Annotated in this window: 26 protein-coding genes; 12 read left to right on the top strand and 14 right to left on the bottom strand. The window is 64.8% G+C overall.

The genetic code is table 11. The annotated features are described in order from the left end of the window. Positions 1-450: a pyridoxamine 5'-phosphate oxidase family protein gene (locus ACFDTG_RS01355; RefSeq protein ID WP_375289281.1), complete on the bottom strand. Its 450-nt coding sequence runs from the start codon at positions 448-450 to the stop codon at positions 1-3. 146 nt (positions 451-596) lie between these two features. Next, positions 597-1,307, bottom strand: a complete 711-nt coding sequence (locus tag ACFDTG_RS01350) for a PEPxxWA-CTERM sorting domain-containing protein (RefSeq protein WP_375289280.1) — start codon at positions 1,305-1,307, stop codon at positions 597-599. Positions 1,308-1,724: 417 nt separating this feature from the next. On the opposite strand from ACFDTG_RS01350, the gene ACFDTG_RS01345 reads away from it, so the two are divergent. Together ACFDTG_RS01345 and ACFDTG_RS01340 are read left to right on the top strand one after the other, a co-directional pair. Further along, positions 1,725-1,934 (top strand): cold-shock protein, encoded by a 210-nt coding sequence (locus ACFDTG_RS01345; protein ID WP_375289279.1) that lies wholly within the window; start codon positions 1,725-1,727, stop codon positions 1,932-1,934. Positions 1,935-2,028: 94 nt separating this feature from the next. Next, a complete protein-coding gene (locus ACFDTG_RS01340) occupies positions 2,029-2,238 on the top strand; it encodes a hypothetical protein (RefSeq protein ID WP_375289278.1) in 210 nt (69 codons plus the stop codon). Between the two features lie 61 nt (positions 2,239-2,299). On the opposite strand, the gene ACFDTG_RS01335 is transcribed toward ACFDTG_RS01340, so the two are convergent. Further along, a complete protein-coding gene (locus tag ACFDTG_RS01335; RefSeq protein ID WP_375289277.1) occupies positions 2,300-2,560 on the bottom strand; it encodes a hypothetical protein in 261 nt (86 codons plus the stop codon). Between the two features lie 13 nt (positions 2,561-2,573). After that, entirely contained in the window at positions 2,574-2,861 is a 288-nt protein-coding gene (locus ACFDTG_RS01330) for a DUF3175 domain-containing protein (protein ID WP_375289276.1), read from the bottom strand. A 184-nt stretch (positions 2,862-3,045) separates the two neighbouring features. On the opposite strand from ACFDTG_RS01330, the gene ACFDTG_RS01325 reads away from it, so the two are divergent. After that, positions 3,046-3,429: a hypothetical protein gene (locus ACFDTG_RS01325; RefSeq protein ID WP_375289275.1), complete on the top strand. Its 384-nt coding sequence runs from the start codon at positions 3,046-3,048 to the stop codon at positions 3,427-3,429. Between the two features lie 22 nt (positions 3,430-3,451). Here the strand turns inward: ACFDTG_RS01325 and ACFDTG_RS01320 are convergent, their stop codons facing one another. The 3 genes from ACFDTG_RS01320 to ACFDTG_RS01310 are packed head-to-tail and all read right to left on the bottom strand — an operon-like array spanning position 3,452 to position 4,827. Next, positions 3,452-3,886: a hypothetical protein gene (locus ACFDTG_RS01320; protein WP_375289274.1), complete on the bottom strand. Its 435-nt coding sequence runs from the start codon at positions 3,884-3,886 to the stop codon at positions 3,452-3,454. A gap of 6 nt (positions 3,887-3,892) precedes the next feature. Continuing rightward, positions 3,893-4,255, bottom strand: a complete 363-nt coding sequence (locus ACFDTG_RS01315; RefSeq protein WP_375289273.1) for a hypothetical protein — start codon at positions 4,253-4,255, stop codon at positions 3,893-3,895. Between the two features lie 59 nt (positions 4,256-4,314). Continuing rightward, positions 4,315-4,827, bottom strand: a complete 513-nt coding sequence (locus tag ACFDTG_RS01310; protein ID WP_375289272.1) for a response regulator transcription factor — start codon at positions 4,825-4,827, stop codon at positions 4,315-4,317. Between the two features lie 235 nt (positions 4,828-5,062). Between ACFDTG_RS01310 and ACFDTG_RS01305 the strand changes: the two genes are divergently transcribed. After that, complete coding sequence (locus tag ACFDTG_RS01305) at positions 5,063-5,665, top strand: hypothetical protein (protein ID WP_375289270.1); 603 nt, start codon at positions 5,063-5,065, stop codon at positions 5,663-5,665. 77 nt (positions 5,666-5,742) lie between these two features. Next, entirely contained in the window at positions 5,743-6,300 is a 558-nt protein-coding gene (locus tag ACFDTG_RS01300; RefSeq protein WP_375289269.1) for a YbhB/YbcL family Raf kinase inhibitor-like protein, read from the top strand. A gap of 102 nt (positions 6,301-6,402) precedes the next feature. Here the strand turns inward: ACFDTG_RS01300 and ACFDTG_RS01295 are convergent, their stop codons facing one another. Together ACFDTG_RS01295 and ACFDTG_RS01290 are read right to left on the bottom strand one after the other, a co-directional pair. Then, complete coding sequence (locus tag ACFDTG_RS01295; protein WP_375289268.1) at positions 6,403-7,581, bottom strand: acetyl-CoA C-acyltransferase; 1,179 nt, start codon at positions 7,579-7,581, stop codon at positions 6,403-6,405. Positions 7,582-7,652: 71 nt separating this feature from the next. Next, entirely contained in the window at positions 7,653-8,102 is a 450-nt protein-coding gene (locus tag ACFDTG_RS01290; protein ID WP_375289267.1) for a MaoC family dehydratase, read from the bottom strand. Positions 8,103-8,385: 283 nt separating this feature from the next. On the opposite strand from ACFDTG_RS01290, the gene ACFDTG_RS01285 reads away from it, so the two are divergent. From ACFDTG_RS01285 to ACFDTG_RS01275, 3 genes are all read left to right on the top strand, one after another. Next, positions 8,386-9,186: a hypothetical protein gene (locus ACFDTG_RS01285; RefSeq protein WP_375289266.1), complete on the top strand. Its 801-nt coding sequence runs from the start codon at positions 8,386-8,388 to the stop codon at positions 9,184-9,186. Between the two features lie 187 nt (positions 9,187-9,373). After that, positions 9,374-14,029: a glutamate synthase large subunit gene (gene gltB / locus ACFDTG_RS01280; protein WP_375289265.1), complete on the top strand. Its 4,656-nt coding sequence runs from the start codon at positions 9,374-9,376 to the stop codon at positions 14,027-14,029. 114 nt (positions 14,030-14,143) lie between these two features. After that, positions 14,144-15,580, top strand: coding sequence for a glutamate synthase subunit beta (locus tag ACFDTG_RS01275; protein WP_375289264.1), 1,437 nt, complete (start codon positions 14,144-14,146; stop codon positions 15,578-15,580). A gap of 182 nt (positions 15,581-15,762) precedes the next feature. Here ACFDTG_RS01275 and ACFDTG_RS01270 read toward each other — a convergent pair whose 3' ends face one another. After that, positions 15,763-16,455, bottom strand: coding sequence for a uracil-DNA glycosylase (locus tag ACFDTG_RS01270; protein WP_375289263.1), 693 nt, complete (start codon positions 16,453-16,455; stop codon positions 15,763-15,765). A gap of 81 nt (positions 16,456-16,536) precedes the next feature. On the opposite strand from ACFDTG_RS01270, the gene ACFDTG_RS01265 reads away from it, so the two are divergent. From ACFDTG_RS01265 to ACFDTG_RS01255, 3 genes are read left to right on the top strand one after another with little or no spacing between them, the layout of a single operon-like run. Further along, positions 16,537-17,154: a ribonuclease D gene (locus tag ACFDTG_RS01265; protein WP_375289262.1), complete on the top strand. Its 618-nt coding sequence runs from the start codon at positions 16,537-16,539 to the stop codon at positions 17,152-17,154. Between the two features lie 18 nt (positions 17,155-17,172). Then, positions 17,173-17,850: an LPS export ABC transporter periplasmic protein LptC gene (gene lptC / locus ACFDTG_RS01260; RefSeq protein WP_375289261.1), complete on the top strand. Its 678-nt coding sequence runs from the start codon at positions 17,173-17,175 to the stop codon at positions 17,848-17,850. After that, positions 17,847-18,401: an LptA/OstA family protein gene (locus ACFDTG_RS01255; RefSeq protein WP_375289260.1), complete on the top strand. Its 555-nt coding sequence runs from the start codon at positions 17,847-17,849 to the stop codon at positions 18,399-18,401. Before lptC ends, ACFDTG_RS01255 begins: the two co-directional genes overlap by 4 nt. Positions 18,402-18,405: 4 nt before the next feature. On the opposite strand, the gene holA is transcribed toward ACFDTG_RS01255, so the two are convergent. The 4 genes from holA to ACFDTG_RS01235 form a co-directional block, all read right to left on the bottom strand. After that, positions 18,406-19,428 (bottom strand): DNA polymerase III subunit delta, encoded by a 1,023-nt coding sequence (gene holA, locus ACFDTG_RS01250; RefSeq protein ID WP_375289259.1) that lies wholly within the window; start codon positions 19,426-19,428, stop codon positions 18,406-18,408. Continuing rightward, positions 19,425-19,916 carry an LPS assembly lipoprotein LptE gene (gene lptE, locus ACFDTG_RS01245; RefSeq protein ID WP_375289258.1) on the bottom strand — a complete coding sequence of 164 codons (492 nt, stop codon included), beginning with the start codon at positions 19,914-19,916 and terminating at the stop codon, positions 19,425-19,427. Before lptE ends, holA begins: the two co-directional genes overlap by 4 nt. Next, complete coding sequence (gene leuS, locus ACFDTG_RS01240; protein WP_375289257.1) at positions 19,913-22,432, bottom strand: leucine--tRNA ligase; 2,520 nt, start codon at positions 22,430-22,432, stop codon at positions 19,913-19,915. Before leuS ends, lptE begins: the two co-directional genes overlap by 4 nt. A gap of 61 nt (positions 22,433-22,493) precedes the next feature. Next, positions 22,494-22,943 (bottom strand): DUF3576 domain-containing protein, encoded by a 450-nt coding sequence (locus ACFDTG_RS01235; protein WP_375289256.1) that lies wholly within the window; start codon positions 22,941-22,943, stop codon positions 22,494-22,496. A 324-nt stretch (positions 22,944-23,267) separates the two neighbouring features. Here ACFDTG_RS01235 and ACFDTG_RS01230 point away from each other — a divergent pair, with 324 nt between their 5' ends. Next, entirely contained in the window at positions 23,268-24,044 is a 777-nt protein-coding gene (locus ACFDTG_RS01230; RefSeq protein WP_375289255.1) for a hypothetical protein, read from the top strand. Positions 24,045-24,118: the final 74 nt, after the last annotated feature.

Below are 24,118 nucleotides of genomic sequence, written 5' to 3'. Positions count from 1 at the left end.
TCATTCGATATCGAAATCGCCTTCATCCTCGCCGTCCCAATAGGCGGCGCGGGTGGCATGGACGTGGAGCATCACCACGCCGTCGGTTTCGATGCCGTCTTCGAACCAGTGGTTCAGCTCGTCCACCCAGTGCTTTTCGAACTGCGCCTTGTCGCGCACGATTTCTGCCTTGCCCTCGATCGAGATGAAGATACCCGGCGCGCCCTTTGCGCCCTGCTTGCTTTGCAGCGACAGGCCAACCTTGGGATCGCGCTTGATATCATCCACCATCAGGCAATCTTCCCAGGTGAAATAATAGCTGTCGCCATCGTAATCGACCTGACGGTTGTTGCTCATCGGGCGGGCCCCGATCTGACCATCCTTGGTATGCGTGTTGAGCATCACGAAATCGATGTCCTTCATCGCCTTCGCGATGTGAGCAAGGTGCTGCTTCGCGCTCTTTTCGGCCATTCCTGTTATCTCCTGCGACCCGTCCATCGGTCCAGCGCGCGGGGCGCTCGACAGTTCCGAAAGGTGCGGCGGCGGAATGGCTTCTATACAAAAAAGGCCGGCGCGGAATTGCTCCGGGCCGGCCTTTTTTTCGAAGTGATGTCGGCTTAGGCGACAGCGGCCTTGATCGCCGGAGCAGCCTTGCGGCGCATGGCGCCGCCGACGAGGCCAAAGCCGAGGATCAGCATGGCCCAAGTCGACGGTTCGGGTACAGCCGCCACGGACAGCGAACGAAGCGAGAAGCCGTCCGCCTCTTCGTCGTTGGTGCCGAAGCGGAAACTGTCGTAACCACCGCCAAAATTGAAATCGAGGCGATAATTGCCACCCCCCAGGCTGGTGGTGGTGACAGGGACGCCGCCCGTCATGCCATTCGCGATCGGGCCCGAGAAGCCGAGACGCGTGTAAACGCCACCATTACCGCCGAACAGGGCAAAGGTGTCGTTGTTGTCGACGCGGCCGAGAACGGCCGAAACGATGCGGTAGCGGGTAGGCGATGCGAATACGAGCTGAAGCAGTTCGTTCGCGCCGTTGCTGTCGACCTGATTGGCTTCACCATCGCCGGCGACGCCAAGGCCCGTCGAGGATCGCTCGACGGACCGAGCGGTGAGCGTAACATTGGCCGAGGCAGCGTTCATCGCCGCAACCGAGCTGGTGTAGGTGCCGCCCGTGAAGATCGCCGTTTCGCCGCCGGAAGACACGGCCTGCTGGCTCTGCGTGCTCGTCGTCGGGCTGGTGGTGGTGAATACGATCGTGGCGGCGTGCGCCGCGGGAGCCGCCATGCCGACTGCCGCCGCACAAGCGAGATAAAGTGCTTTCATAATGATTCCCCCTATGTCCGGAAGTCCGCTTAGCAATAGTGGCACTGATCACAACGAAAATATGGAATCTGTCCCGAACCGGGAAACGGCGGGGGTTGGCTGCACGGCGTGCTGCGCTGTCCCTTCGACATCGCATCCGGTCGCGGATTCCAGGTCCCGCCCTGCGGTAAAGCTACATTTCCAGCAATCGTTAGGTGATCCGGTCTCGCTGTGTTACAACAGCCACGCTGACGTCGAAATTTGCGACGGACTTCGTTTTTTGCATCCGCCGCCTGGTGCCTGGCACCCCCGGCGTAAACCAGACCACGACTTCCTTTCATCGGACGCTGAAGCACGACCGCACCGCATGTCGCGGATGCGGAAACCCCATCGCGCCCATTTTTCAAGCGGCGCGCACGTTCTCGAAAGGAACATCTCATGGCCAAGACCGGCACAGTCAAATTCTTCAACACCGAAAAGGGTTACGGTTTCATCCAGCCCGACGATGGATCCGCCGACAGCTTCGTCCACATCACGGCCGTCAACGCGGCCGGCATGGACACGCTGACCAGCGACCAGCGACTCAATTACGATGTCGAGATGGGCCGCAACGGTAAGGAAAGCGCGGTCAACATTTCCGCCGCCTGACCCGTGAATACATCGCGCGCTGCCGTCGATCATCGGTGGCGGCGCGCGACATTTCCCACCTACCCTTCCCCTGTATCGCCCCAGGAGCAAAACGATGAGCCAGAGCTACGAATTCTATCACGAACGCGCTGCCGAGGCTGTCGGAGAAGCGGAAGCGGCCACGCTGGACAATGTCCGCGACCGGCATCTGCGCGCCGCCAAGACCTGGACCGCACTTGCCGAACAGGCCCACAAGATCCGCACGGACCGCGAGAAGGCGGAAGCGACCAAGGCCGCGCAGCGGGAAGCCGACGCCGCGGCTTAGCGATCGCCCGTGGCCGGAAGGGCCCGTCTTGTGTTGGGTCCGAGCCGCCGCCCGCTATCGATCAGGGGTCTTCGCTGGGCGAGTTGGCGTTGCCCTGGCTTTCGACATCTTCTTCTCCCAATTGGCCCGAGCCGTGATAGGCGGCATTGCTCTGCCCGCCATGCCAGCGATGCTTGCCCGCCCCCTTGGGACCGATGGGACCCCCGCCCCCGGCACCCCGCTTGTCGCGCGGCATGATGCCGTCCACCTCGCCGTCGCCGCTTTTGCGTGCGTTCTCGTTCTCTTTCTCGGGCATCCCGCCCTGCGGTACCTTGCCTGTCATCGCACCAGCCCTCTCAATCGTCCTTGGGTTCGCGGCCGTAAAGCTTCCTCAGTTCGTCCTTGGCATCTTCCAGCACCTGCTTTTGGCCGGCATCCAAGTCCTTGCCCGCCCGATTGATGTAGAAAGTTAGCATCGACATGGCGGAGCTATAGGGGGTGGATTTGCGCTTTCCGCTCTCTTCGGCGGAGCGTTTGAGCGATCTTGCTATCTCGGCGGGATCGTCCTTGGTGAAGACGCCCTCTTCCAGATCGAGCGCATCGGAATTTTCGGTGACATCCTGCGACCATTTGTCATCCGGCATCGGTCCATCCTTTCATTGCGTCCCGTCCTGTCAGTCCGCGACGGCGCGCATCGTTCCGCCTCTCACGTACCGGCAAACAATCACCGGCGCGGGAGATGGGGTGTAAACTTCATGGCGACTCTGTTCCGATCGCCGGAACCTGCGCCCGCGTCCACCGCTTGCCGGATTGGAAGGAACGATCACGATGCCAGAAAGCCGCGCCAAACAGACGCTCCCCCTGGAACCACCCGTTTCCGAAGCAGACGCGCGTGCGCGCAAACGGCTTCCGCAAATCGGGCTCGCGCTTACCGCGCTCTATCTGGTAGGTCTGGTTGCCTATTTATGGATGCAGGGGCAGAACCCGGCCGACCTAAGGCTCAACGAGTTGGGGGATTTCCTCGGCGGGGTTTCCAGCCCGCTCGCATTCCTATGGATCGTGCTGGGTTTTCTGCAGCAGAGCCGCGAGATACGCCTCAGCGGCAAGGCGCTGCAACTGCAGGCTGCCGAGATGAAGCGATCGGTCGATGAACACCGCCGGCTGGTAGAGGTTGGCGAAAACTCGAACCAAGGGCGCGCTCCGGGGGAGTGATCCGGCGGGTTAGTCGGCGACTTCAGCCGCGTAGAGACTGGGCGTTTGCCACGCCCCCGCGCTGATCTTTCAGCAGCCCCAACACCATTACCAGAAGCGCCGGTAGCGCCCAGAATGCGCTCAGCATCTCCAGCACCCAGCCAGCCATGGGCGGGAGCAAAAAGGCAACGATGCTGATGGCGATCGCCGCGGCCTGCATCCCGGCGAACCACATCGGCCAGTGGCGACGCGACACCAGAGCGTAGCGCACGACTGCGAACAGCAGAGCGCAGTCCACCGCCAGCACGCCCGCCCGGCTGCCATATTCGCCGGGAATCGAATGCGCGGCCACGGTAAGGCCCGCGGCCGCGCCGATAACGACCATCATAATGCGATCCTGGCGGTCCCCGGCCTGCCACCCGATCGCAAAAGCGCCCAGAAGGAAAGTCCAGAAACCGAGGGTGACCAGGATCGCCATAATGCGTCAGGCAGCCTCTTCGCCGTCAGCCGGTTCTGTCTGCGGCATCTCGCGCGCCATTGGCGGAGCGGGAAAGCCGTCGGGGCATCCGAAGGACACGGTACGCAGGCTGGAGTCGCGCTGGATCGCCACCAACTGGCTGGTCGCATCGCTCATGTCCTGGCGGGTCGCGACTAACCGGTGCAGGCCCGAAGATGCGCTGGCAAGCGCACCCTGCACGGTGGAGATGGGCAGGCGCGATGCCTTGCTGACTTCCACAATGCTGGCGCACAGATGGGCAAAGGACATTACCGCCCTGTCTACCGCATCCACGGAATTCTGGGTGTCGGTGGCCACCACCTGTCCGGCGGCCTGGTCAATCGCATGCATCGGCGTCTCCTTCGCTCGCCGCCCCCGGGAGTGGGCGCGGCGGGTGGCGCAAAGGGCCATCATTTCAGCCCCGCCGAAAGCGCAAAAAGCGCCATTATGGAGAGAGTTAGCGCGGCAGCCGCCATCATCGCCAAGATGAAGATGCGTACCATCCAGCCAATGCGATCGGATCGTGAGGCGATGTTGGGCCGTCCGCCGATCGGCGGCAGCATCCGCTTGACCGTGGGTTCGCGCCACGGCCCGATAATTGCGGAATCGATTGCGATGGTGGTCCGGCCGAACATGAAACCGGGTGGCGTGGCTTCTGGCAACGCGGGACCGCTGTCCTGCCCCGTTTCGCGCTTGAGCTCTTCCAGCCGGGACACCGCCGCCACCCGGTTGGGCACGCCCAGCGTCCGGATACATGCGGAAATGTGGTGGTCGACGGTGCGGGGTGAAAGGTCGAGTTCGCGCGCGATCTCCTTGGACGTGCGGCCTTCGCCCACCATTTCGAGGCAGGCTCGCTGACGCTCGCTCAGCCCGCCAAGTCCATGATCGGGCTCCCCACCCAGGCTTTCATCCGAAACGGACATGCTTCCCTTCTACACGCGCTCACCAATAAGGATATCGGATTCCCCACAGGGTGTTCGATTGCAAGGGCGCCCTTGCGCAACGCTATCCACAAGAACCCGCTTGGGTCCGCTCTTGCCCACCTGTTCGCCCTTCCTCGAAACACACGAAGATGTGCCACGCATGCGGCCCGATCGCAATTCCCTTCGAAAAGGCAAAGCGTCTGGAACGCCTGGCGCCTTGGCGCGCTCCCCTGCCATGAGATTTGCCACTCCCCTGCTCCTAGCCCCGCTGGCGCTGGTCGCGCTTAGCGGTTGCTCGTCCGACGCCCCCGATGCAGCGCAGGAAGCAACCGCCGATGACGCGCGCCGCGAGGTCGCGGCCACCGACCGCAGCCCTGCGTCCGACATGCCGCCTCCCAAGACAGCGTCCAGCGGCGACAGCCTCATCCGGCTGTCCGGAGCGGCGGGACTTGCCGTGGGCGAGCCAGTTCCCTCCACAAGCGGGTTCACGTCCAGCGGCTCCGCCCCGGGCAGCGACTGTCGCCTATATACCTCCCCCGCCGCGCCCGGCGTCACCGCGCTTGTCGAAAGCGGCACGGTGAAGCGCATCACGAGGAGCGAAGGCGCGAATCAGGCCCTCGACGAAGAAATCTCGGTCGGTTCGACGGCGGCGCAGGCGAAGGCTGCATTCCCCGGCTTCGTCGAAACCCCGCATAAATACGCCCCGTCGCCCGCCGCCTATCTCACTCAACCGGGCGAGGACCCGCGCCTGCGCTTCGAGATCGGCGAGGACGGGCGGGTGGCGGCCATCCATGTCGGGGTGATGCCCCAGTTGGCTTATGTCGAGGGGTGTTCCTGAACGCCCCGCAGGGGTTGACCCGCGCGGCCCAATCGGGTGGGCGGTGCAGAGATCTTTTGAATGGGAAAGAGACGATCATGCTCGAACATGTGCCCGAATGGCTGGGGAAGGCCCTCAACAATACACGCGCCGGACACGCCAAGCTGGCGGTCGCGCGGCTGGGCGGCGAAGAGACCATGCACGGCGGCGGCTTCCGCCTGATGAGCGCGGCCTTCGTCGATGGCGAGGCGCTGGACCCGATGTTCACCGCCGACGAGGAAGACGCCTGCGCCCCGCCGTTGGAATGGACTGCACCGCCCGCGGGAACGCAGTCGCTGCTGCTGGTGGTCGAAGATCCCGATGCGCCTGCGCCCGAACCCTTCGTCCACTGGCTGGGATGGGGTATGGAGCCGCGCGCGGCTCGTCTGTTCGAGGGCGAGGAGCCGCCGGTCCTGGGAAAGAACAGCGCGCTCAAGACCGAATGGCTGGCGCCAGATCCGCCAAGCGGCCATGGCAAGCACGACTACGTGTTTCAGCTGTTCGCGCTAGATTGTCCGCTGGAGCTGGAGAGCGGTGCGGGCCGCGGCGAAGTGCTCGATGCGGCAGAAGGCCATGTGCTCGGTGCCGCGGTCCTGACGGGAACATACTCCCGCTAAACGCCAAGAGGGCCGGCTCGGCGTCCTGCCGAACCGGCTCTTCTTGAAATCGCCGGACTGCCGGGATCGCAAGCGACCCCGGCCCGTCACGGTAGCGAAGGATCAGAAGATCTCGAACAGGCCAGCAGCGCCCATGCCGCCGCCGACGCACATCGTCACCACGCCATATTTGGCACCGCGACGCTTGCCTTCCAGCAGGACATGGCCGGTGCAGCGCGCGCCGGTCATGCCGTAGGGGTGGCCGATCGAGATGGAGCCGCCGCTCACGTTCAGCTTTTCGTTGTCGATGCCGAGCTTGTCGCGGCAGTAGAGAACCTGCACCGCGAAGGCCTCGTTCAGTTCCCAGATACCGATGTCGTCGACCTTGAGGTCGAAGCGTTCGAGCAGCTTGGGAATTGCGAAGATCGGGCCGATGCCCATCTCGTCGGGCTCGGTGCCGGCCACTGCCATGCCGACATAGCGGCCCAGCGGCTGCAGCCCGCGCTGCTCGGCCACCTTGGCCTCCATCAGGATGCTGGCGGATGAGCCATCCGAAAGCTGGCTGGCGTTACCGGCGGTGATGGTGGTGTCGCCGCCCATGACCGGCTGCAGGCTGGACAGCCCCTCCAGCGTGGTCGAGGGGCGGTTGCCCTCGTCCTTGGCGATGGTGATTTCCACGTCCGAGACCTCGCCGGTCTCCTTGTTGGCAACCTTGTGCGTAGTGGTGACAGGTACGATCTCGTTATCGAACCGGCCTGCTTCCTGCGCGGCGGCGGTGCGCTGCTGCGACTGAAGGGCGTACTCGTCCTGCGCCTCGCGGCTGATGCCGTAACGCTGCGCCACGGTCTCTGCGGTCTGGAGCATGGGCATGTAGATGGCGCCGTGCATCGCCATCAGCTCCGGATCGGGCATGACGCGCATTTCCTTGGTCTGCACCAGGCTGATCGATTCCTGACCACCGGCGGCCACGATATCCATACGATCGGTAATGATCTGCTTGGCCGCGGTCGCGATGGACATCAGGCCCGACGAGCACTGGCGATCCATCGTCATGCCCGAAACGCCGATCGGACAGCCTGCGCGCAATGCAACCTGGCGGGCCAGGTTGCCGGCCTGCGTGCCCTGCTGAAGGGCCGCGCCCCACAGCACATCGTCGATCTCGCCGGCTTCGATGCCGGCGCGCTCTATCGCGGGCTTGAGCGAGTAGGAGCCCAGCGTCGGGCCTTTGGTGTCGTTGAACCCGCCCTTGTAGGCACGGCCGATGGCGGTGCGGGCGGTGGAGACGATTACTGCGTCACGCATTTTGAAAACCTTTCGTCATCCCAGCGAAGCTGAGGTCTTGTACGATTGAGCCCGCGCGGGCCGGTGGAGAGTTAAACGAAGAGCTGGGTGATCCACTCGCAGATCAGGGCAGGCTTTTCCTCGCCCTCGATCTCCATCGTGATCTCGCAGGTCTGCTGCCACTGGCCGGGACGTTTTTCGACCATTTCGAGCAACTTCCAGTGTCCGCGAATGCGCTTTCCGCTGCGCACCGGACTGATGAAGCGCGTTTTGTTGCCGCCGTAATTGACGCCCATTTTCACGCCATCGATCTTCGGCGTGTCGGACTTGGCACCCAGATAGGGGATCATCGACAAGGTCAGGAAACCATGCGCGATCGTGCCGCCGAACGGCGTCATCTTGGCCTTTTCCTCGTCGATGTGGATGAACTGGTGATCGCCCGTGGCATCGGCGAATTTATTGATCCGGTCCTGGCTCATCTCGACCCATTCGCTGGTGCCGATGGTTTCGCCGACCTTGGTGGCCGCTTCCTGCGGAGTCATGCGCCTCTCCTCTCGATTTATGGGCGGATTGCGCCGCCCTCATGGCGCAAGGGTCGGGGCCGTGCAACCGCCAGCGCCCTGCCCCTACGGCATCGCGCCGTCGCAGTGACGGTCGCTCGCGCCGCCGATACCGGACGGTGCGAATCGGGCGGGCCAGGCTGTTGCCCCCAGCCTGTTGCGATGACCAGTTGTCGCAGCCATAAGGGAGCAAGCGCATCGCGGGCGTCAGGCTCAGATTCTGCCGCCCCCCGCGCCAATTCACAGGATGGGATACAAGAACCACATGGCACGCCCCGGGCATCGCCCGCTCAGCACCTATAGCGTCTTCGGCGTCTTCGTGGCGCTGTGGGCCGCCGCCCTGTTCGGCCTGGTCGTGTTCGTCCTGCCGGAGGCAGTTCTGTCCCGCGCGATCTCGGCGATTGGCCTATCGTATCTGGTCGATGATCGCGGCCTCAATCCCAGCACCGTCAAGATTGCCGCCAGCGCGCTCGCGGCCATAATCGGCGGCGCGCTGGGTCTGCTGGCGGTTCGGCTTGCGGCGCGGCGGCATCGTTATGATCCCCGGCCCATTTACGCCGGGGACGAGGCCGCCGCGCCCGTTATCGAAGCCGAGGAGCCAGAGCCGGTCCGCAGACCGTTGCGAATCCATGAGGAACTTTCCGAGGAGATGGGGGGCAGCGAGGTCCTGCCGGCGATGAGCGCGTTTCGACCGCAAACGCCCGACCAGAGCGAGAGCGAGGATGTGTTGGCGGATGGCGGCGAGCTCGCTTCGGAACCGGCTGACAAAGAACCGTTGGAGCAGCGATCGGATTTTATCGCCGGACCCGATGAACCGTCGCGGCCCATGCCGGACATTCCGGTTCTGCTCGACCAATTCGACCGCGCCCTTGCCAGCTTCCGTGACGGCGGCAGCGCGCCGCCGCGTCCCGAACCGGGCGTTGCGGACGACCCCTTGCGCACCTTCCTGGCTCGGGAGGCGGGAACTTCGGCCCAACCCGCAGCCAAGCCCGTATGGCCGTTCGACCATCAGGCGGAACTGCGGCTGGCCTTGGACAAGCTGGCGCGTGCCAGAAGCAAGGATTGATCGCGCAGATTGGTCGTCGGGCACCTAAAGTTGGGTGCTTGAGCAATAATATGTCGGTTTACGCGGTTGCAAAATAGCTTTCGCCCCGTCATGGTATATATTCGCGACATTTTCACGGCGCTACGCGCCGGATTGATGTGTCGGGCTCGTGGTAATGAGAATTGCCCCGATTCCGGCACCAGACAGGATGGCTATGCACTCGACCGACTTCCCGCCCGCGCGGGGACTTTACGATCCACGCAATGAGCATGACGCATGCGGCGTCGGCATGGTGGCGCATATCAAGGGCGCCAAAAGCCATGTGATCGTGGAGCGGGCACTCGAGATTCTGCATAACCTCGATCACCGCGGTGCGGTCGGCGCGGACCCGCTGCTGGGCGATGGCGCAGGCATTCTGATCCAGATCCCTGACCCCCTGTTCCGCAAGTGGGCCGATGGCGAAGGCTTCGCACTGCCGCCGGCGGGCGACTATGCCGTGGCGCAGTGCTTCATGCCCCAGGATGCCGAAGCCGCGCAGTTCGTGGCAGACCAGCTTGAGAAGTTTGTTGTCAAGGAAGGCCAGCGGGTACTCGGCTGGCGCGAGGTGCCCACCACGCAGGATGGTCTGGGCGATGCGGTGGTCGCGTCGATGCCGGTCATGCGGCAATGCATTGTTGCCCGCGGCGATGACTGCGCGGACCAGTCCGCGTTCGAGCGCAAGCTGGTGGTGATCCGCAAGCAGACGCTGAACCCCCTCAAGAAGCTGGCACAAAAGCACGGCATGCCGCAGCTCACCGATGCCTACATCCCGAGCTTTTCGAGCCGGACCATCGTGTACAAGGGCCTGCTTCTGGCGAACCAGGTCGGCAGTTTCTACGACGATCTGCGCGATCCCGACTGCATCAGCGCGCTGGGGCTGGTGCACCAGCGCTTCTCCACCAACACGTTCCCCAGCTGGCGGCTTGCGCACCCTTATCGCTTCACTGCCCATAATGGCGAGATCAACACCGTTCGCGGCAATGTGAACTGGATGGAAGCGCGGCGGCGGACGATGGAATCCGAACTGCTGGGCATCGATCTGGACAAGATGTGGCCGCTGATCCCGCACGGTCAGTCGGACACCGCCTGTCTCGACAATGCGCTCGAACTCCTGCTGACGGGCGGGTACAGCCTGGCGCATGCGATGATGGTTCTGATCCCTGAAGCCTGGGCGAAGAACCCGCTGATGGATCCCGCGCGCCGGGCGTTCTACGAATACCACGCCGCGTTGATGGAACCCTGGGACGGGCCGGCGGCGGTGTGCTTTACCGATGGCCGCCAGATCGGCGCCACGCTGGACCGCAACGGCCTGCGCCCGGCGCGCTTCTGCGTGACCCAGGACGATCTGGTTGTGCTCGCCAGCGAAAGCGGCGTGCTACCGATCCCGGAAGAAGACATCGTGCGCAAATGGCGCCTGCAACCGGGCAAGATGCTGATGATCGACCTTGAGGAAGGCCGCATCATCGAGGATGACGAGCTGAAGTCCCAGCTCGCCGATGCGCATCCGTACGAGGCATGGCTGGACAAGGCGCAGTACAAGCTCGAAGACCTCGACCATATCGAGCCCGAGCTGAGCGAACTGCCGCAGGCCACGACCACCCTGCTGCAACGCCAGCAGGCCTTCGGCTACACCCAGGAAGACATCGCCCGCTTCCTCGAGCCGATGGCCCAATCGGGCGACGATCCGATCGGCTCCATGGGCACCGACACCCCGCTGGCGGTGCTGTCCAGCAGGTCGCGTCTGCTCTACGACTATTTCAAGCAGAACTTCGCGCAGGTCACTAATCCGCCGATCGATCCGATCCGCGAGGAACTGGTGATGAGCCTGATGTCCATGATCGGTCCGCGACCCAATCTGCTGGGCCGTGACGCGGGCACGCACAAGCGGCTGGAGGTCAGTCAGCCGATCCTGACCAACGAAGACCTTGCCAAGATCCGCTCGGTCGAAGTGGCGCTGGATGGGGCATTCCGCACCGCGACCATCGATATCACCTGGGACGCATCGACGGGGGCCGACGGGCTCGCCATGGCGCTCAAGGAAATGGGCTGGGCGGCTACCGAAGCCGTGCTTGCCGACGCCAACATCCTGATCCTGTCCGATCGCAACCAGGGGCCTGACCGCATCCCCATGCCGGCCCTGCTGGCGACGGCGGCGGTGCATCACCAGCTGGTGCGCCAGGGTCTTCGCATGCAGACCGGGCTGGTGGTGGAAACCGGCGAAGCGCGCGAAGTCCATCACTTCTGCGCGCTGGCGGGCTACGGGGCGGAGGCGATCAACCCCTATGTCGCTTTCGAAACGCTGGAAGACATTCGCGCCGCCAAGCTGCCCGATCTGGCTCCGGAAAAGGTCCGTACCAATTACGTGAAGGCGGTGGGCAAGGGCATCCTCAAGGTGATGTCCAAGATGGGCATTTCGACCTACCAGTCCTACTGCGGGGCGCAAATCTTCGACGCCGTGGGACTGTCGAGCGAATTCGTGGATGCCTATTTCTCAGGCACCGCGACCACGATCGAGGGCGTGGGCCTTCGTCAGGTGGCAGAGGAGGCGGTCGCGCGCCATGCCCAGGCCTATGGCGACAGCCCGCTTTACGAAGGCATGCTGGATGTCGGCGGGATCTACGCCGTGCGCCTGCGGGGCGAGGATCACGCCTGGACCAGCGACTCCATCAGCAATCTTCAGCATGCCGTGCGCGGCAATGCACAGGACAATTACGATGCCTTCGCACGGGCGATCAACGAACAGTCCGAACGCCTGCTGACGATCCGCGGCCTGATGGAATTCAGGCATGCCGATCAGGCCATCCCGATCGAGGAGGTGGAACCCGCGACCGAGATCGTGAAGCGCTTCAGCACCGGCGCGATGAGCTTCGGCTCGATCAGCCGCGAGGCGCATACGACGCTGGCCATCGCCATGAACCGCATCGGCGGTCGCTCCAACACGGGTGAGGGTGGGGAGGAAACGGACCGTTTCACCCCGCTGGACAACGGCGACACCATGCGCAGCCGCATCAAGCAGGTGGCCTCCGGCAGGTTCGGGGTAACCACCGAATATCTCGTCAATTCGGACGATATCCAGATCAAGATGGCGCAGGGCGCCAAGCCGGGCGAAGGGGGGCAATTGCCGGGTCACAAGGTGGACAAGGCGATTGCCGCCGTGCGGCACTCCACGCCGGGCGTTGGCCTCATCAGCCCGCCGCCACACCATGACATCTACTCGATCGAGGATCTGGCGCAGCTGATCCACGACCTCAAGAACGTGCAGCCCAAGGCGCGCATCTCGGTGAAGCTGGTGAGCGAGGTGGGCGTGGGCACCGTCGCGGCGGGCGTCTCCAAGTGCAAGGCGGACCACGTCACCATCGCGGGCTATGACGGCGGCACGGGCGCATCGCCGCTGACCAGCCTCACCCATGCCGGCTCCCCGTGGGAGATCGGCCTCGCCGAAACGCAGCAGACGCTGCTGCTCAACGATCTGCGCAGCCGCATCGCGGTGCAGGTCGACGGCGGTCTGCGCACCGGGCGCGATGTCGCCATCGGTGCGCTGCTGGGCGCGGACGAGTTCGGCTTCGCAACCGCGCCCCTGATCGCGGCAGGCTGCATCATGATGAGGAAGTGCCACCTCAACACCTGCCCGGTGGGGGTCGCCACGCAGGACCCGGTGCTGCGCAAGCGCTTCACCGGCCAGCCCGAGCACGTGATCAATTATTTCTTCTTCGTGGCCGAGGAATTGCGGGCGATCATGGCGCAGATGGGCTTCCGCACCGTCGAGGAGATGGTCGGCCGCGTGGACCGCCTCGACATGCGGCGCGTGCACAGGAACTGGAAGGCCGACGGGGTGGACCTGGGGCGCATCCTCCATTCGGTGCCTGTCGGCAACGGCTCGCCATTGTTTCACACCATGGAACAGGACCACGGGCTGGGCGCGGCGCTCGACAACGAGCTGATCGAGGCGTGCGACCAGGCCATCGACACCCGGACCCCCGTCGTGATCGACCGCAAGATCCGCAATGTGAACCGCACGGCCGGGGCCATGCTATCCGGTCGGATCGCGGAGAAATACGGGCACGAGGGGCTGCCGCCGGAAACCATCCGCGTGAACTTCACGGGCACCGCGGGGCAAAGCTTCGGTGCATGGCTCGCCCACGGTGTCACGCTCGACCTCACGGGCGACGGCAACGATTATGTCGGCAAGGGGCTCTCCGGGGGCCGTATCGTGGTGAAACCGCCTCAGCATGTCCCGCGCGAGGCGGGCCGGAACATCGTCGTCGGCAACACCGTGCTTTATGGCGCAATCGCCGGTGAAGCCTATTTCGCCGGCGTTTCCGGAGAGCGCTTCGCGGTGCGAAATTCCGGCGCGGTCGCCGTGGTGGAAGGCACCGGGGACCATGCCTGCGAATACATGACCGGCGGCGTCGTCTGCGTGCTGGGTCCCACGGGCCGCAATTTCGCTGCCGGGATGAGCGGCGGCATCGCCTATGTCTACGACCCCGATGGCGATTTCGAAAAGCTGTGCAATACGGCGCAGGTCGATATCGAAACCGTCTCGGATGCGCGGGACGCGGAGGACGGCACCGGTCGCCCTCAGCAGAAGCCGCGCTCGGTGCACGATATGGGAATGGGCGATCCGCTGTATCACGATGCCGAACGGCTGCGCGTGCTGGTGGAACGCCACCAGCTTCACACCGGATCGAAACGCGCCGCAGCCCTGCTGGACGATTGGGACACGGCACTCGCCAGCTTCCGCAAGGTCGTGCCGCGCGATTATCGCCGCGCCCTGCAGGCGCTTGAGGCCGAACGCAATGAAGCCGCGATGGAGGCGGCAGAATGATTGCAAAATTCCCTCGTCATTCCCGCGCAGGCGGGAATCCATCTGAAACCTCAGTGGCACCTCCCTGGGTCCCCGCTTTCGCGGGGATGACGACTTTTGTTTGGGTTAGATAGAATGGGCAAGGAAACGGGTTTTCTCGAATACGATCGGCAGGACGTCACCTATGACGACGCGGCCGAGCGGGTGACGCATTACAAGGAATTCACCGTTCCCCTGCCGCAGTCCAAGCTGCAGCAGCAGGCGGCGCGGTGCATGAACTGCGGCATTCCGTTCTGCCACACCGGCTGCCCGGTCAACAATATCATCCCGGACTGGAACCACCTGGTCTACGAAGATGACTGGAAACGCGCGCTGACGGTTCTGCATTCCACCAACAACTTTCCCGAATTCACCGGCCGGATCTGCCCCGCGCCATGCGAGGCGGCCTGCACGCTCAACATCGTGGATGCGCCGGTCACGATCAAAAGCATCGAATGCGCCATCGTGGACCGCGGTTGGCGCGAAGGGTGGATCGAACCTGAAGTGCCGGAGAAGCGGACAGGCAAATCCGTGGCGGTGGTGGGCAGCGGGCCTGCCGGTCTCGCGTGCGCCCAGCAACTCGCCCGCGCGGGCCACGCGGTGACCGTGTTCGAAAAGAACGACCGGATCGGCGGTCTGCTGCGCTACGGCATTCCCGATTTCAAGCTTGAGAAGCATCTGATCAACCGCCGCGCGGTGCAGATGGAGGCCGAAGGCGTCCAGTTCCGTACCAGTAGCGAAGTCGGTGTCGAGGTCAGCTTTCAGGCGCTGAAGGACAATTTCGACGCGGTGGTTCTGGCCGGCGGCGCGGAAGAGGCGCGCCGCCTGGAAATTCCCGGTGCGGAATTGCCCGGCGTAAGGCTGGCGATGGAATTCCTGACCCAGCAGAACAAGCGCAATGCTGGCGATGACGAAGTGCGCGCCGCGCCGCGCGGCACCCTGAGCGCCAAGGACAAGCATGTCGTGGTGATCGGCGGCGGCGACACCGGCAGCGACTGCGTGGGGACATCCAACCGGCAGGGCGCGAAGAGCGTGACCCAGCTCGAGATCATGCCCAAGCCGCCCGAGCGCGAGGACAAGGCGACGACCTGGCCCGATTGGCCGCTGAAGCTGCGCACCTCCTCCAGCCATCTCGAAGGCGTAGATCGCGATTGGGCCGTTCTGGCCAAGCAGGTCGCGTCCGAGAACGGACGGGTCACGGGGCTGGAATGCGTACGTGTGGAGTGGGAAGGTCGCGATATGAAGGAAATCGCGGGTAGCGAATTCACCCTTCCCGCCGATCTGGTTCTGCTGGCGATGGGCTTTACCGGCCCCAAGCGGCGGGGACTGCTGGACAGGGCCGGCGTGGCGCTGGACCAGCGCGGCAATGTGTCCGCCGATACCGACCGCTATGCCACGAGCGAACCGGGCGTCTTCGCCTGCGGTGACATGCGGCGCGGTCAGAGTCTGGTGGTCTGGGCGATCCGCGAGGGGCGCCAGGCAGCACGGGCAGTTGACGAGGGGCTGATGGGCGCTACCAACCTGCCCCGCTGAGCATAACGACGCCGCCACTTTTTCCTGTCCTACATGGCGTCACATGGCGCATGGTCGCCGGGATGAGCTGGTGGCGGCGGAAGCGCGAAAAAACGGAAAGTGACGGTTCGCGCCTGCAAATCAGGCGCGAACCGGCGGAAATCCCCGGCGAAGCGGAGCTGGCGGAGTTTTGTAAAACCCCCCTATGCGCGGTCCAGGCTCCATGCGATCGCGCCCCTGCCATGCGATTCGAGGAAGGCGTTGGCGCGGCTGAAAGGCTTGCTTCCGAAGAAGCCACGATGCGCGGACAGCGGGCTGGGATGGGGGCTGGCAATTACGCAATGGCGGCCGGCGTCCAAGCCTGGAACGCGCTTTGCCTTGGCCTGGGCGTGGCTGCCCCACAGAATGAAGACGCTGGGCTCCGATCGCGCCACCACCGCCGCCACGCAGGCATCCGTGACCGCTTCCCAGCCCCGACCGGCGTGGCTTCCGGCTTGCCCCCCCTCAACCGTCAGTGCGTTGTTGAGCAGCAATACCCCTTGGCGGGCCCAACCGCTCAGGTCGCCCCCGGCGGGCGGAGCGACACCGCAATCGGAGGCCAGCTCCTTGTAGATATTCGACAGGCTGGGCGGCGTTTTTACACCCTCGGGCACGGAGAAGGACAGACCCATAGCCTGCCCCGGACCATGATAGGGGTCCTGCCCCAGGATCACGACCTTCACCGTTTCGAGCGGGGTCAATTCCAGAGCGCGCAGACGGGTGCCGCGCGGCGGATAGATCGTCTTGCCCGCTTCTTCCTCGGCCCGCAGCCATCCCCCCAGTCTGCGCGCCTCGGGGGTGTTCAGCACCGGTTCCAGGACCGGACGCCAGCTTTCGGGGATCGGTTCGCCGCTCATCGCAGTTTCGCTACGCCCGGTTGCTTGCATGGGCCAGCGACCCTTCCCACCTTTCCCCATTGCGCCTAAGGCCCCGCCCCTATGACAGTACATTTTCACGAAGAAGATCTTCCCGCAGACGTGCTCGCCCCCGGTGCGGTGGCCGTCGACACCGAAACGATGGGGCTCATCACCCCGCGCGACCGGCTGTGCGTCGTGCAGATCAGCGACGGCGGCGGCGACGAACATCTGGTCCGCTTCGCCCCCGACAGCGATTACGAAGCGCCGAATCTAAAAGCGGTTCTGGCTGATCCCACGCGCACCAAGCTGTTTCACTTTGCCCGGTTCGATTTGGCGGCGATCGAATATTATCTCGGCGTGACCGCCACGCCGGCCTATTGCACCAAGATCGCCAGCAAGCTGGTGCGCACCTATACCGACCGGCACGGCCTCAAGAACCTGGTCGACGAGTTGCTCGGCGTGCAGCTTTCCAAGGTTCAGCAGAGTTCGGACTGGGGCGGGCCCGACATCAACGATGCGCAACGCGAATATGCGGCGTCCGACGTGCGCTATCTGCATCGCCTGAAGGAAGAACTCGACCGCAGGCTGGCGCGCGAGGGCCGGACCGAGCTGGCGCAGGCGTGCTTCGATTTCCTTCCCGCGCGGGCCCGGCTCGACCTGGAAGGCTGGCCCGACCACGATATTTTCGCACACCTATAAGAGGATTGAGCCTGCGCGATGGGCAAGCAACGTCGGATCGAGACGCAGGAAGCGAAGGCGATGCGCACCGAGCGTCAGCACTTCGCCACGCCCGGCGGTTCGCACGATCGGCTTGTGCGCATACTTGGCGTTGCGTTGCCCATGGGTGTGGGCGTGGTCGCCGCATTGATGGTGGTAACACCCTTGTCGCCGCGCGGTGAGGTCAGCTTTCTGCTCGACCGCACCAAGGTGGATATCGTGAACGACCGGCTGCGCGCCGACAGCGCTCTTTATCGCGGGCAGGACGATCAGGGCCGCCCCTTTTCGCTGGTGGCGGGCGAAGCGGTGCAACGCTCCAGCGTGGAAGGCATCGTGCGCCTCAAGGACCTTGCCGCACGCATCCTGCTTACCGACGGTCCGGCGCAGATCGTCGCACAATCCGGACGATACGACATTTCCAGCGACGAAGTGGAAATTCCCGGCGCGGTGCGGTTTTCCGCTGCCGATGGCTACACCATGCAGCTCGACGGGGTGACCGTGGATCTGCCCGAGAAACGCGTGATCGGGGCCGGCGGCGTTTCCGGTACCGTTCCCGCTGGCAATTTCTCCGCCAATCGGCTGGAGGTCGATCTGGAGGCTCGCACGCTGTCGCTGATCGGCAACGCGCGGCTCAGGATGGAGCCCGGCAAGATCAACCAGATGAGGATGCCCGAATGATTGCGCTTCCAGTCCGTGCCGCGCGTTCGGCCTTCGTGGGATTCGCGCTCACGCTTGCCTGCGCGGGCGGAATGCATGTCTATGCCCAGGCGCTGGCCGGCCACAATAGCAACGCGCCGGTAAACTATGCCGCCGACCGGATCGAGTTGCAGGACAAGGCAAACCGCGTCGTGCTTTCGGGCAACGTCCGGATCGATCAGGCCGGCCTGACGCTCAATGCCGCGCGAACGCTGGTCGATTATACCAATACCGGCAGCCTCAAGATCCAGCGCATCACCGCCACCGGTGGCGTAACCGTGGCGCGCGGGAACGAGCGGGCGCGGGGCAATGTGGCGGTGTATGATTTCAATCGCCGGATCATTACCATGGCGGGCGATGTGCGGCTCAATCGTGGTGGCGACACGCTCAACGGCGGTCGCCTGGTAATCGATCTGCGCAGCGGCGTATCCAGCGTGGATGGCAGCGCAAGCGGCTCTTCGGGCGTTACCGGGGCGACCGGCAACGGCTCGGGCGGTCGTGTTAGCGGAACCTTCTCCGTTCCTGAAAACTAACGGGTTAGCGGCGTGCGGCGCTGCGGGCGATACCGGTAAGCGCCTGCGCCAGAAGCATTTCCGCCGCCTGGCTATCTGTTAGAAGCTGGCGATGCAGTTCCACCAGCCGGTGGGTCAGCAGGGCCAGCCGCTTTCCCTGCCAGATGCCTGCCTGCACCATCACCGCGTCCGCCTCCCGCCAGAAAACGCCCAGCCTGCGCAGCCCGTCCTTGTCCGGCCTCCCGCCGCTGGCCGCGATGCGCGCGAGCAGCGCCGCCCTGCGTTCGAAAGCGAGCAGCGTGCCCACCGGATTGAGCGAAAGCTCGCGCATGCGGTGCAATTCGTCTCCCAGGCGAGCGGTGTTTCCACCCAGCACCACGTCCACGAGCGGGGCGAAACCATCGTCCTCGCTGCTCGCCCCCACCGCATCGAGTGCCTCTGCATCGGCTGCGCGCGGCGCCTGTGGAGTGGCATCGAGATAAAGCGCCAGCTTCTCGACTTCCGAGCGCGCGAGCCGCACGTCCAGTCCGGATGCCTTCGCAACGCGTTCCGCCAAGGCCGCATCCAGCCTGACGCCGGCGGCATCGCCCAAGGCGCGCACGGTCGGGATCATGGCGCGCAGGTCCGGCGCGTAGAACATCGCGACCAGCGCATCCTTGCGCTTTTCGAGCAGCTTTGCAGTGCGAGACTTGTCAGTGGCGGCCGTCGCGATGACGACAATCGGGCACGCCTCGCCCGCTCCGGCCTCGGCGGTTTCGATCAGCGTCGCGAGCGCAGCGTGGGCATCGTCCCCGTTGGCGCGTACCCATAAATGCCGCGCTTCTCCGAAGAGCGAGCGCGAACGGGCCTCGTCGCCAAGGCGGGCGGGATCGGCGCGCAGTTCGGATCCGGCGATTTCCACCCGCTCGCCGGGATCGTCCAGCAAAGCGACAAGATCATTCGCAGCCGCGCTCGCACCGGCTTCGTCGGGCCCGCAGAAGAAGAAGATCGAGCAATCCTGCGCGGCGGATTTCGCCTTGCCCGGGAAGGTCGAATTGGTGAGCTTCATTCCGCTCGCTTGCGCAACGCCAGGGCAACGCGCGCGATCATGCGATCGGCGAGCGTGTTGGCCAGCCGCTCCTGCGCGGTCTGCTCGGCGGCGATGACGGCGTATTCGCTCGACACGACGTCGATACCCGCATCGACCGCGTCGCTTGCATCCAGCAGAATGTCGTCCGTCGCCGCATCGACAAGCTGATAGCGGGCTCGCAGGATCAGGCGCTCGCGGCTCACCGCATCATCGCCAACCACGCCCAGACCTTCGAGGTTCTCGTCGAGCCGGACGTCGAGGCGATAGCGCGTACCCGCCTCGCCCGCGGCGCCCAGTCGATCGTTGAGGGCGTTCCGAACGAGCCAGCCAGCGCGGCCTTCGATGGGCGGCACCTCTACGGCGGCGAGGCCCTGCGCGACGGCTCCATTGCCGCCGCCGGCATACATCGGCTGGAGGCCGCAGCCCGACAGAGCCAGCGCGGCGAGGGAAATCATCAGCGGTTTCATGCGACTACGTTCACCAGCCGGTCGGGCACCACGATGACCTTCTTCACCGGTGCGCCGTCCATCGAGCGCCGGATCTTCTCGTTGCCCAGCGCAAGTGCTTCGAGATCATCCTTGCTCGCCCCCTTGGGCGCAGTGACGGTGTCGCGCAGCTTGCCCATGTGCTGGAGCGCGATCGTCACCTCGTCGTCGACCAGCAGCGCGGAGTCCACCTCGGGCCATTCCGCCTGCGAAATAAGGCCCTTCCCACCCATCGCCGCCCAGGCTTCCTCCGCCAGATGCGGCATCATCGGGGCGACCAGCACGGCCAGCTTGCGGATCGCCTCGCTCCGGCTGGCGCTCGGTTTGGCCTTTTCGATGGCACTGGTCAGCTCGTAAATCCGCGCCACCGCCTTGTTGAAAGCCAGCGCCTCAATGTCCTCGGCGGCAGCGGCGACCGTCTTGTGAACCTGTCGATCAAGCGCTTGATCGGCCCCCTGAACACCCGCCTCATACTGTCCGAACAACCGCCAGAGGCGCTTAACGAAGCGCGAGCATCCCTCGATTCCAGCCTCGGACCACGGCAGGTCGCGTTCGGGGGGCGAATCGGACAGCATGAACCACCGCACCGCATCGGCACCGTAGTGCTTGATGATGGTATCGGGGTCGACGACGTTCTTCTTTGACTTCGACATCTTCACCACGCGCCCGATCTCGACCTCGCCGCCATCGGCGGTCAGCAGCGCGCGTTCCGCCTTGCGGCTGATCTCCTCGGGCGCGAAGTAGATGACACGTTCCCCTTCGCGCCGCGAATAGGTCTCGTGCGTCACCATGCCCTGTGTAAACAGCGAGGCGAAGGGCTCCTTCACGTCGATCATGCCGGTGCGGGCGAGCGCGCGGGTCCAGAAGCGGGCGTAGAGCAGGTGAAGGATCGCATGCTCGATCCCGCCGATATACTGTTCCACCGGCAGCCATTTCGCCACTTCTTCGGGATCGAAAGGCTTGTCCGCCGGCTGGCTGGCGAAGCGCAGGAAATACCAGCTCGAATCGACAAAGGTGTCGAGCGTATCGGTCTCGCGCCGGCCCTTTCCTCCGCAGGACGGGCAATCGACGTGCTTCCATGTGGGATGGCGGTCGAGCGGATTGCCCGGCGTCTTGAAATCCACGTCCTCGGGCAGGACGACGGGGAGGTGGTCGGTCGGCACCGGCACCACGCCGCAGTCGTCGCAATGGATGAAGGGGATCGGCGTCCCCCAGTACCGCTGGCGCGAAACGCCCCAGTCGCGCAGGCGCCACACGGTCTTGCCCTCGCCCCTGCCCTGCGCCTCGATCCGGCGGATCACCTCGGCCTTGGCGTCATCGACGCTCATCCCGTCGAGGAAGTCGGAATTGACGATCACGCCCTCGCCACTCTCGGCCTCGCCGGCGAAGGGCTGGTCGGCCTCCCCGGCGCTGGGCGCGACCACGCGGGGTATCGGCAGGCCGTATTTGGTGGCGAAATCGAAGTCGCGCTGGTCGTGCCCCGGCACCGCCATGATGGCACCGGTGCCGTAATCCATCAGCACGAAGTTCGCGATGTAGACGGGCAGGTCCGCGCCGGTGAAGGGGTGCTTCGCGGTGAGCCCGGTGTCGAAGCCCAGCTTCTCGGCGGTTTCCAGCTCGGCCGCCGTGGTGCCGCCACGCTTGCATTCGGCGATGAAGTCGCGCGCCGCTGGAGACGTCTCCGCCACGCCCTGCGCGATCGGATGATCAGCGGCCACCGCCACAAAGCTGGCGCCGAAGATCGTGTCGGGCCGCGTGGTGTAGACGGGCAGCTTGTCGCCATTCGACAAATCGAAGCTGAATTCCAGCCCCTGGCTTTTGCCGATCCAGTTGCCCTGCATCAGCCGCACCTTGTCGGGCCAGGTGTCGAGGCTATCCAGCCCCTCCAGCAGCTCCTCCGCGAAGTCGGTGATCTTGAGGAACCACTGCGCCAGCTTGCGCCGTTCCACGGGCGCGCCGCTGCGCCAGCCCTTGCCGTCGATCACCTGTTCGTTGGCGAGCACGGTCATATCGACCGGGTCCCAGTTGACCTCGCTCTCCTTGCGATAGACCAGCCCAGCTTCGTAAAGCGCCAGGAACAGCGCCTGTTCGTGCCCGTAATATCCGGGATCGCAGGTGGCGAATTCTCTGGCCCAGTCGAAGGCGAAGCCCAGCCGCTTCAACTGCGCCTTCATGTTGGCGATGTTCTCGCGCGTCCAGCCGCCGGGATGCACGCCCTTTTCCATGGCGGCGTTTTCGGCGGGCATGCCGAAGGCGTCCCAGCCCATCGGATGCAGCACCTCGTGCCCGGTCATCCGCTTGTAGCGGGCCAGCACGTCTCCCATCGTATAGTTGCGCACATGGCCGATATGGATGCGCCCCGATGGGTAGGGAAACATCTCCAGCACATAGCTCTTGGGCTTGGGAGAATTGCTGTCCGCTTCGAACACGCGGGCATCGGCCCAGGCGGCCTGCCAGCGGGGATCGGCGGTTGCGGGATCGAAACGCTCTGCGGTCATGCCGCCCTGTTACGGAAATCGCGCAGGATGGAAAGCCATCGCGCGCGCCCGGCAGGGAAAATCAGCTCGCGATGGCCTGGCGGCGCAGTTCGCGCGCCTTGGTCAGGATGATGTCTTCCAGCTTCTGCACCGTGGCGGCCTGAACCGGCGCATCCACCCAGGTGCCGCCTTGCGTCACCTGACGGCTGGCCGCGACGCGCAGCGCATCGGCACGCAAATCGGTATCGAGGATCGTCACCGTCACCTTCACCCGTTCGGCCTGGTTCTGCGGATTGGCATACCAGTCGGTCACGATCACGCCGCCGGCGCTGTCCGCCTGGAGCAGCGGGGCGAAGCTTACCGCCTCCAGCGCGGCGCGCCAGAGATAGGAATTGACGCCGATGGTGTTGACCTGCGCGGCGGCCAGGTCAGCGCGCGGGCGTTCCTTGCTCCCGCACCCCGCCAGCACAGCGGTGGCCGCGATGGCGGCGGCGATATGGGCAGGGCGGAACTGGTATCGGGCGAAACGCATAACGGTCCTTGTCTGTCGAATGCGCGCTCTATAGCCGGGTGCGCGGGGCGGGCAAGCGGCACGGGGGTGCCCGGCGCCTGCTTGACCGCGAATGAACGCGCGGTTTCAAGGGGATGCATGCGTGCATGGAGGCAACACTTTCGCCTCGATTGCGCCGCGCCCTGTGGAAAAGCTGGCCAATGGCAGGCCGCGGGCCTAGGTTGCGAGTCGCGATAGAAAAACGCTGGCGGCGATTCTGGACGCGGTGTGATTATCGACACGGTGTTCAGGAACCATCCAGCCGGTCGATGGTCTGATTTGGGTGCGATGAACAGGGTGCGCAGTATGACGCCTATCAGCGGTAAGAAAGGCCGGACGCGGGCATTTGCCGCGCTGTGCGCGCTTGCCGCTGTTGGCCTTGCCATTCCCGGCGCCGGCGGTGCCGCCGTCGGCACGCTGACCCGTTCCGCTGAATCATTCGATATCGGCTTCGTCCCGTTCACCCCGGCCAACACCGATCCGGCCCTGGCGCGCGAGGTCGCCGCCACGCTGGGCGCCGATGGGCTGCGCTTCACGCCCGCTGCCAAGGCCCCGCGTCCCGAACGCATGGTAACCATGGCGGTGCGGGTCGATCGCGCCACCGCGCGCGCCATCACGGTGCGCCGCACCGCAAAGGAAGCGACCACCTCCGGGAAACTGGGCGGGGCGCTCGCCGCGATCTCCCAGCTCGATACCACGCGCTACAATTTGGGCTCGGCACGCGGCTTCCAGAGCTTCGCGGCCCCTGCGCCCAAGGCGCTGGCCGTACCGGACAGCATTCGCGAAATCTCAATGGCGGACTTGTCCTCCTATGGCGCCGAGAAGGACGAAAAGGCGGGTAAGCCGTCGCGTTTCCAGCCGCGTATCGCCTTCGAACAACAGGCCAGTGCCGGACGCGCGCCGCGCACTCTGGAAGGCGCCGGCGATCAGAGCGTGGATGTCGGCGGATCCTATCGCATCATGAAGAATCTCGACGTGACGGCGGGCGTACGCGTTTCGCAGGATCGCGACCGTATCGCTCCGCTGACCGACGGGGTGGACGACGACAAGGCCGTCTACGTGGGAACCCAGTTCCGCTTCTGAGCTGCCAGGCAACGCTCCGGCACACTCCTGCTTCCGACCAGACCCCGCTCCGAAGCGGCAGCGGGCGCAAGACC

It is taken from the genome of Qipengyuania sp. (genome assembly GCF_042095715.1).
In the GTDB taxonomy this organism is placed as follows: Bacteria; Pseudomonadota; Alphaproteobacteria; order Sphingomonadales; family Sphingomonadaceae; genus Qipengyuania.
This window is presented reverse-complemented; position numbering and strand designations above follow the sequence as displayed.

What these genes read in the sequence shown, in the direction of transcription:
- ACFDTG_RS01310 (WP_375289272.1), bottom strand. Translation starts at nt 4,827, where the DNA reads ATGTCCGTTTCGGATGAAAGCCTGGGTGGGGAGCCCGATCATGGACTT.
- ACFDTG_RS01340 (WP_375289278.1), top strand. Translation starts at nt 2,029, where the DNA reads ATGAGCCAGAGCTACGAATTCTATCACGAACGCGCTGCCGAGGCTGTC.
- ACFDTG_RS01355 (WP_375289281.1), bottom strand. Translation starts at nt 450, where the DNA reads ATGGCCGAAAAGAGCGCGAAGCAGCACCTTGCTCACATCGCGAAGGCG.
- ACFDTG_RS01270 (WP_375289263.1), bottom strand. Translation starts at nt 16,455, where the DNA reads ATGAGCGGCGAACCGATCCCCGAAAGCTGGCGTCCGGTCCTGGAACCG.
- ACFDTG_RS01345 (WP_375289279.1), top strand. Translation starts at nt 1,725, where the DNA reads ATGGCCAAGACCGGCACAGTCAAATTCTTCAACACCGAAAAGGGTTAC.
- ACFDTG_RS01295 (WP_375289268.1), bottom strand. Translation starts at nt 7,581, where the DNA reads ATGCGTGACGCAGTAATCGTCTCCACCGCCCGCACCGCCATCGGCCGT.
- ACFDTG_RS01290 (WP_375289267.1), bottom strand. Translation starts at nt 8,102, where the DNA reads ATGACTCCGCAGGAAGCGGCCACCAAGGTCGGCGAAACCATCGGCACC.
- lptE (WP_375289258.1), bottom strand. Translation starts at nt 19,916, where the DNA reads ATGAAACCGCTGATGATTTCCCTCGCCGCGCTGGCTCTGTCGGGCTGC.
- ACFDTG_RS01305 (WP_375289270.1), top strand. Translation starts at nt 5,063, where the DNA reads ATGAGATTTGCCACTCCCCTGCTCCTAGCCCCGCTGGCGCTGGTCGCG.
- ACFDTG_RS01325 (WP_375289275.1), top strand. Translation starts at nt 3,046, where the DNA reads ATGCCAGAAAGCCGCGCCAAACAGACGCTCCCCCTGGAACCACCCGTT.
- ACFDTG_RS01230 (WP_375289255.1), top strand. Translation starts at nt 23,268, where the DNA reads ATGACGCCTATCAGCGGTAAGAAAGGCCGGACGCGGGCATTTGCCGCG.
- ACFDTG_RS01285 (WP_375289266.1), top strand. Translation starts at nt 8,386, where the DNA reads ATGGCACGCCCCGGGCATCGCCCGCTCAGCACCTATAGCGTCTTCGGC.
- ACFDTG_RS01275 (WP_375289264.1), top strand. Translation starts at nt 14,144, where the DNA reads ATGGGCAAGGAAACGGGTTTTCTCGAATACGATCGGCAGGACGTCACC.
- gltB (WP_375289265.1), top strand. Translation starts at nt 9,374, where the DNA reads ATGGCTATGCACTCGACCGACTTCCCGCCCGCGCGGGGACTTTACGAT.
- ACFDTG_RS01335 (WP_375289277.1), bottom strand. Translation starts at nt 2,560, where the DNA reads ATGACAGGCAAGGTACCGCAGGGCGGGATGCCCGAGAAAGAGAACGAG.
- ACFDTG_RS01300 (WP_375289269.1), top strand. Translation starts at nt 5,743, where the DNA reads ATGCTCGAACATGTGCCCGAATGGCTGGGGAAGGCCCTCAACAATACA.
- lptC (WP_375289261.1), top strand. Translation starts at nt 17,173, where the DNA reads ATGGGCAAGCAACGTCGGATCGAGACGCAGGAAGCGAAGGCGATGCGC.
- ACFDTG_RS01265 (WP_375289262.1), top strand. Translation starts at nt 16,537, where the DNA reads ATGACAGTACATTTTCACGAAGAAGATCTTCCCGCAGACGTGCTCGCC.
- ACFDTG_RS01350 (WP_375289280.1), bottom strand. Translation starts at nt 1,307, where the DNA reads ATGAAAGCACTTTATCTCGCTTGTGCGGCGGCAGTCGGCATGGCGGCT.
- ACFDTG_RS01320 (WP_375289274.1), bottom strand. Translation starts at nt 3,886, where the DNA reads ATGGCGATCCTGGTCACCCTCGGTTTCTGGACTTTCCTTCTGGGCGCT.
- ACFDTG_RS01315 (WP_375289273.1), bottom strand. Translation starts at nt 4,255, where the DNA reads ATGCATGCGATTGACCAGGCCGCCGGACAGGTGGTGGCCACCGACACC.
- leuS (WP_375289257.1), bottom strand. Translation starts at nt 22,432, where the DNA reads ATGACCGCAGAGCGTTTCGATCCCGCAACCGCCGATCCCCGCTGGCAG.
- ACFDTG_RS01255 (WP_375289260.1), top strand. Translation starts at nt 17,847, where the DNA reads ATGATTGCGCTTCCAGTCCGTGCCGCGCGTTCGGCCTTCGTGGGATTC.
- holA (WP_375289259.1), bottom strand. Translation starts at nt 19,428, where the DNA reads ATGAAGCTCACCAATTCGACCTTCCCGGGCAAGGCGAAATCCGCCGCG.
- ACFDTG_RS01330 (WP_375289276.1), bottom strand. Translation starts at nt 2,861, where the DNA reads ATGCCGGATGACAAATGGTCGCAGGATGTCACCGAAAATTCCGATGCG.
- ACFDTG_RS01235 (WP_375289256.1), bottom strand. Translation starts at nt 22,943, where the DNA reads ATGCGTTTCGCCCGATACCAGTTCCGCCCTGCCCATATCGCCGCCGCC.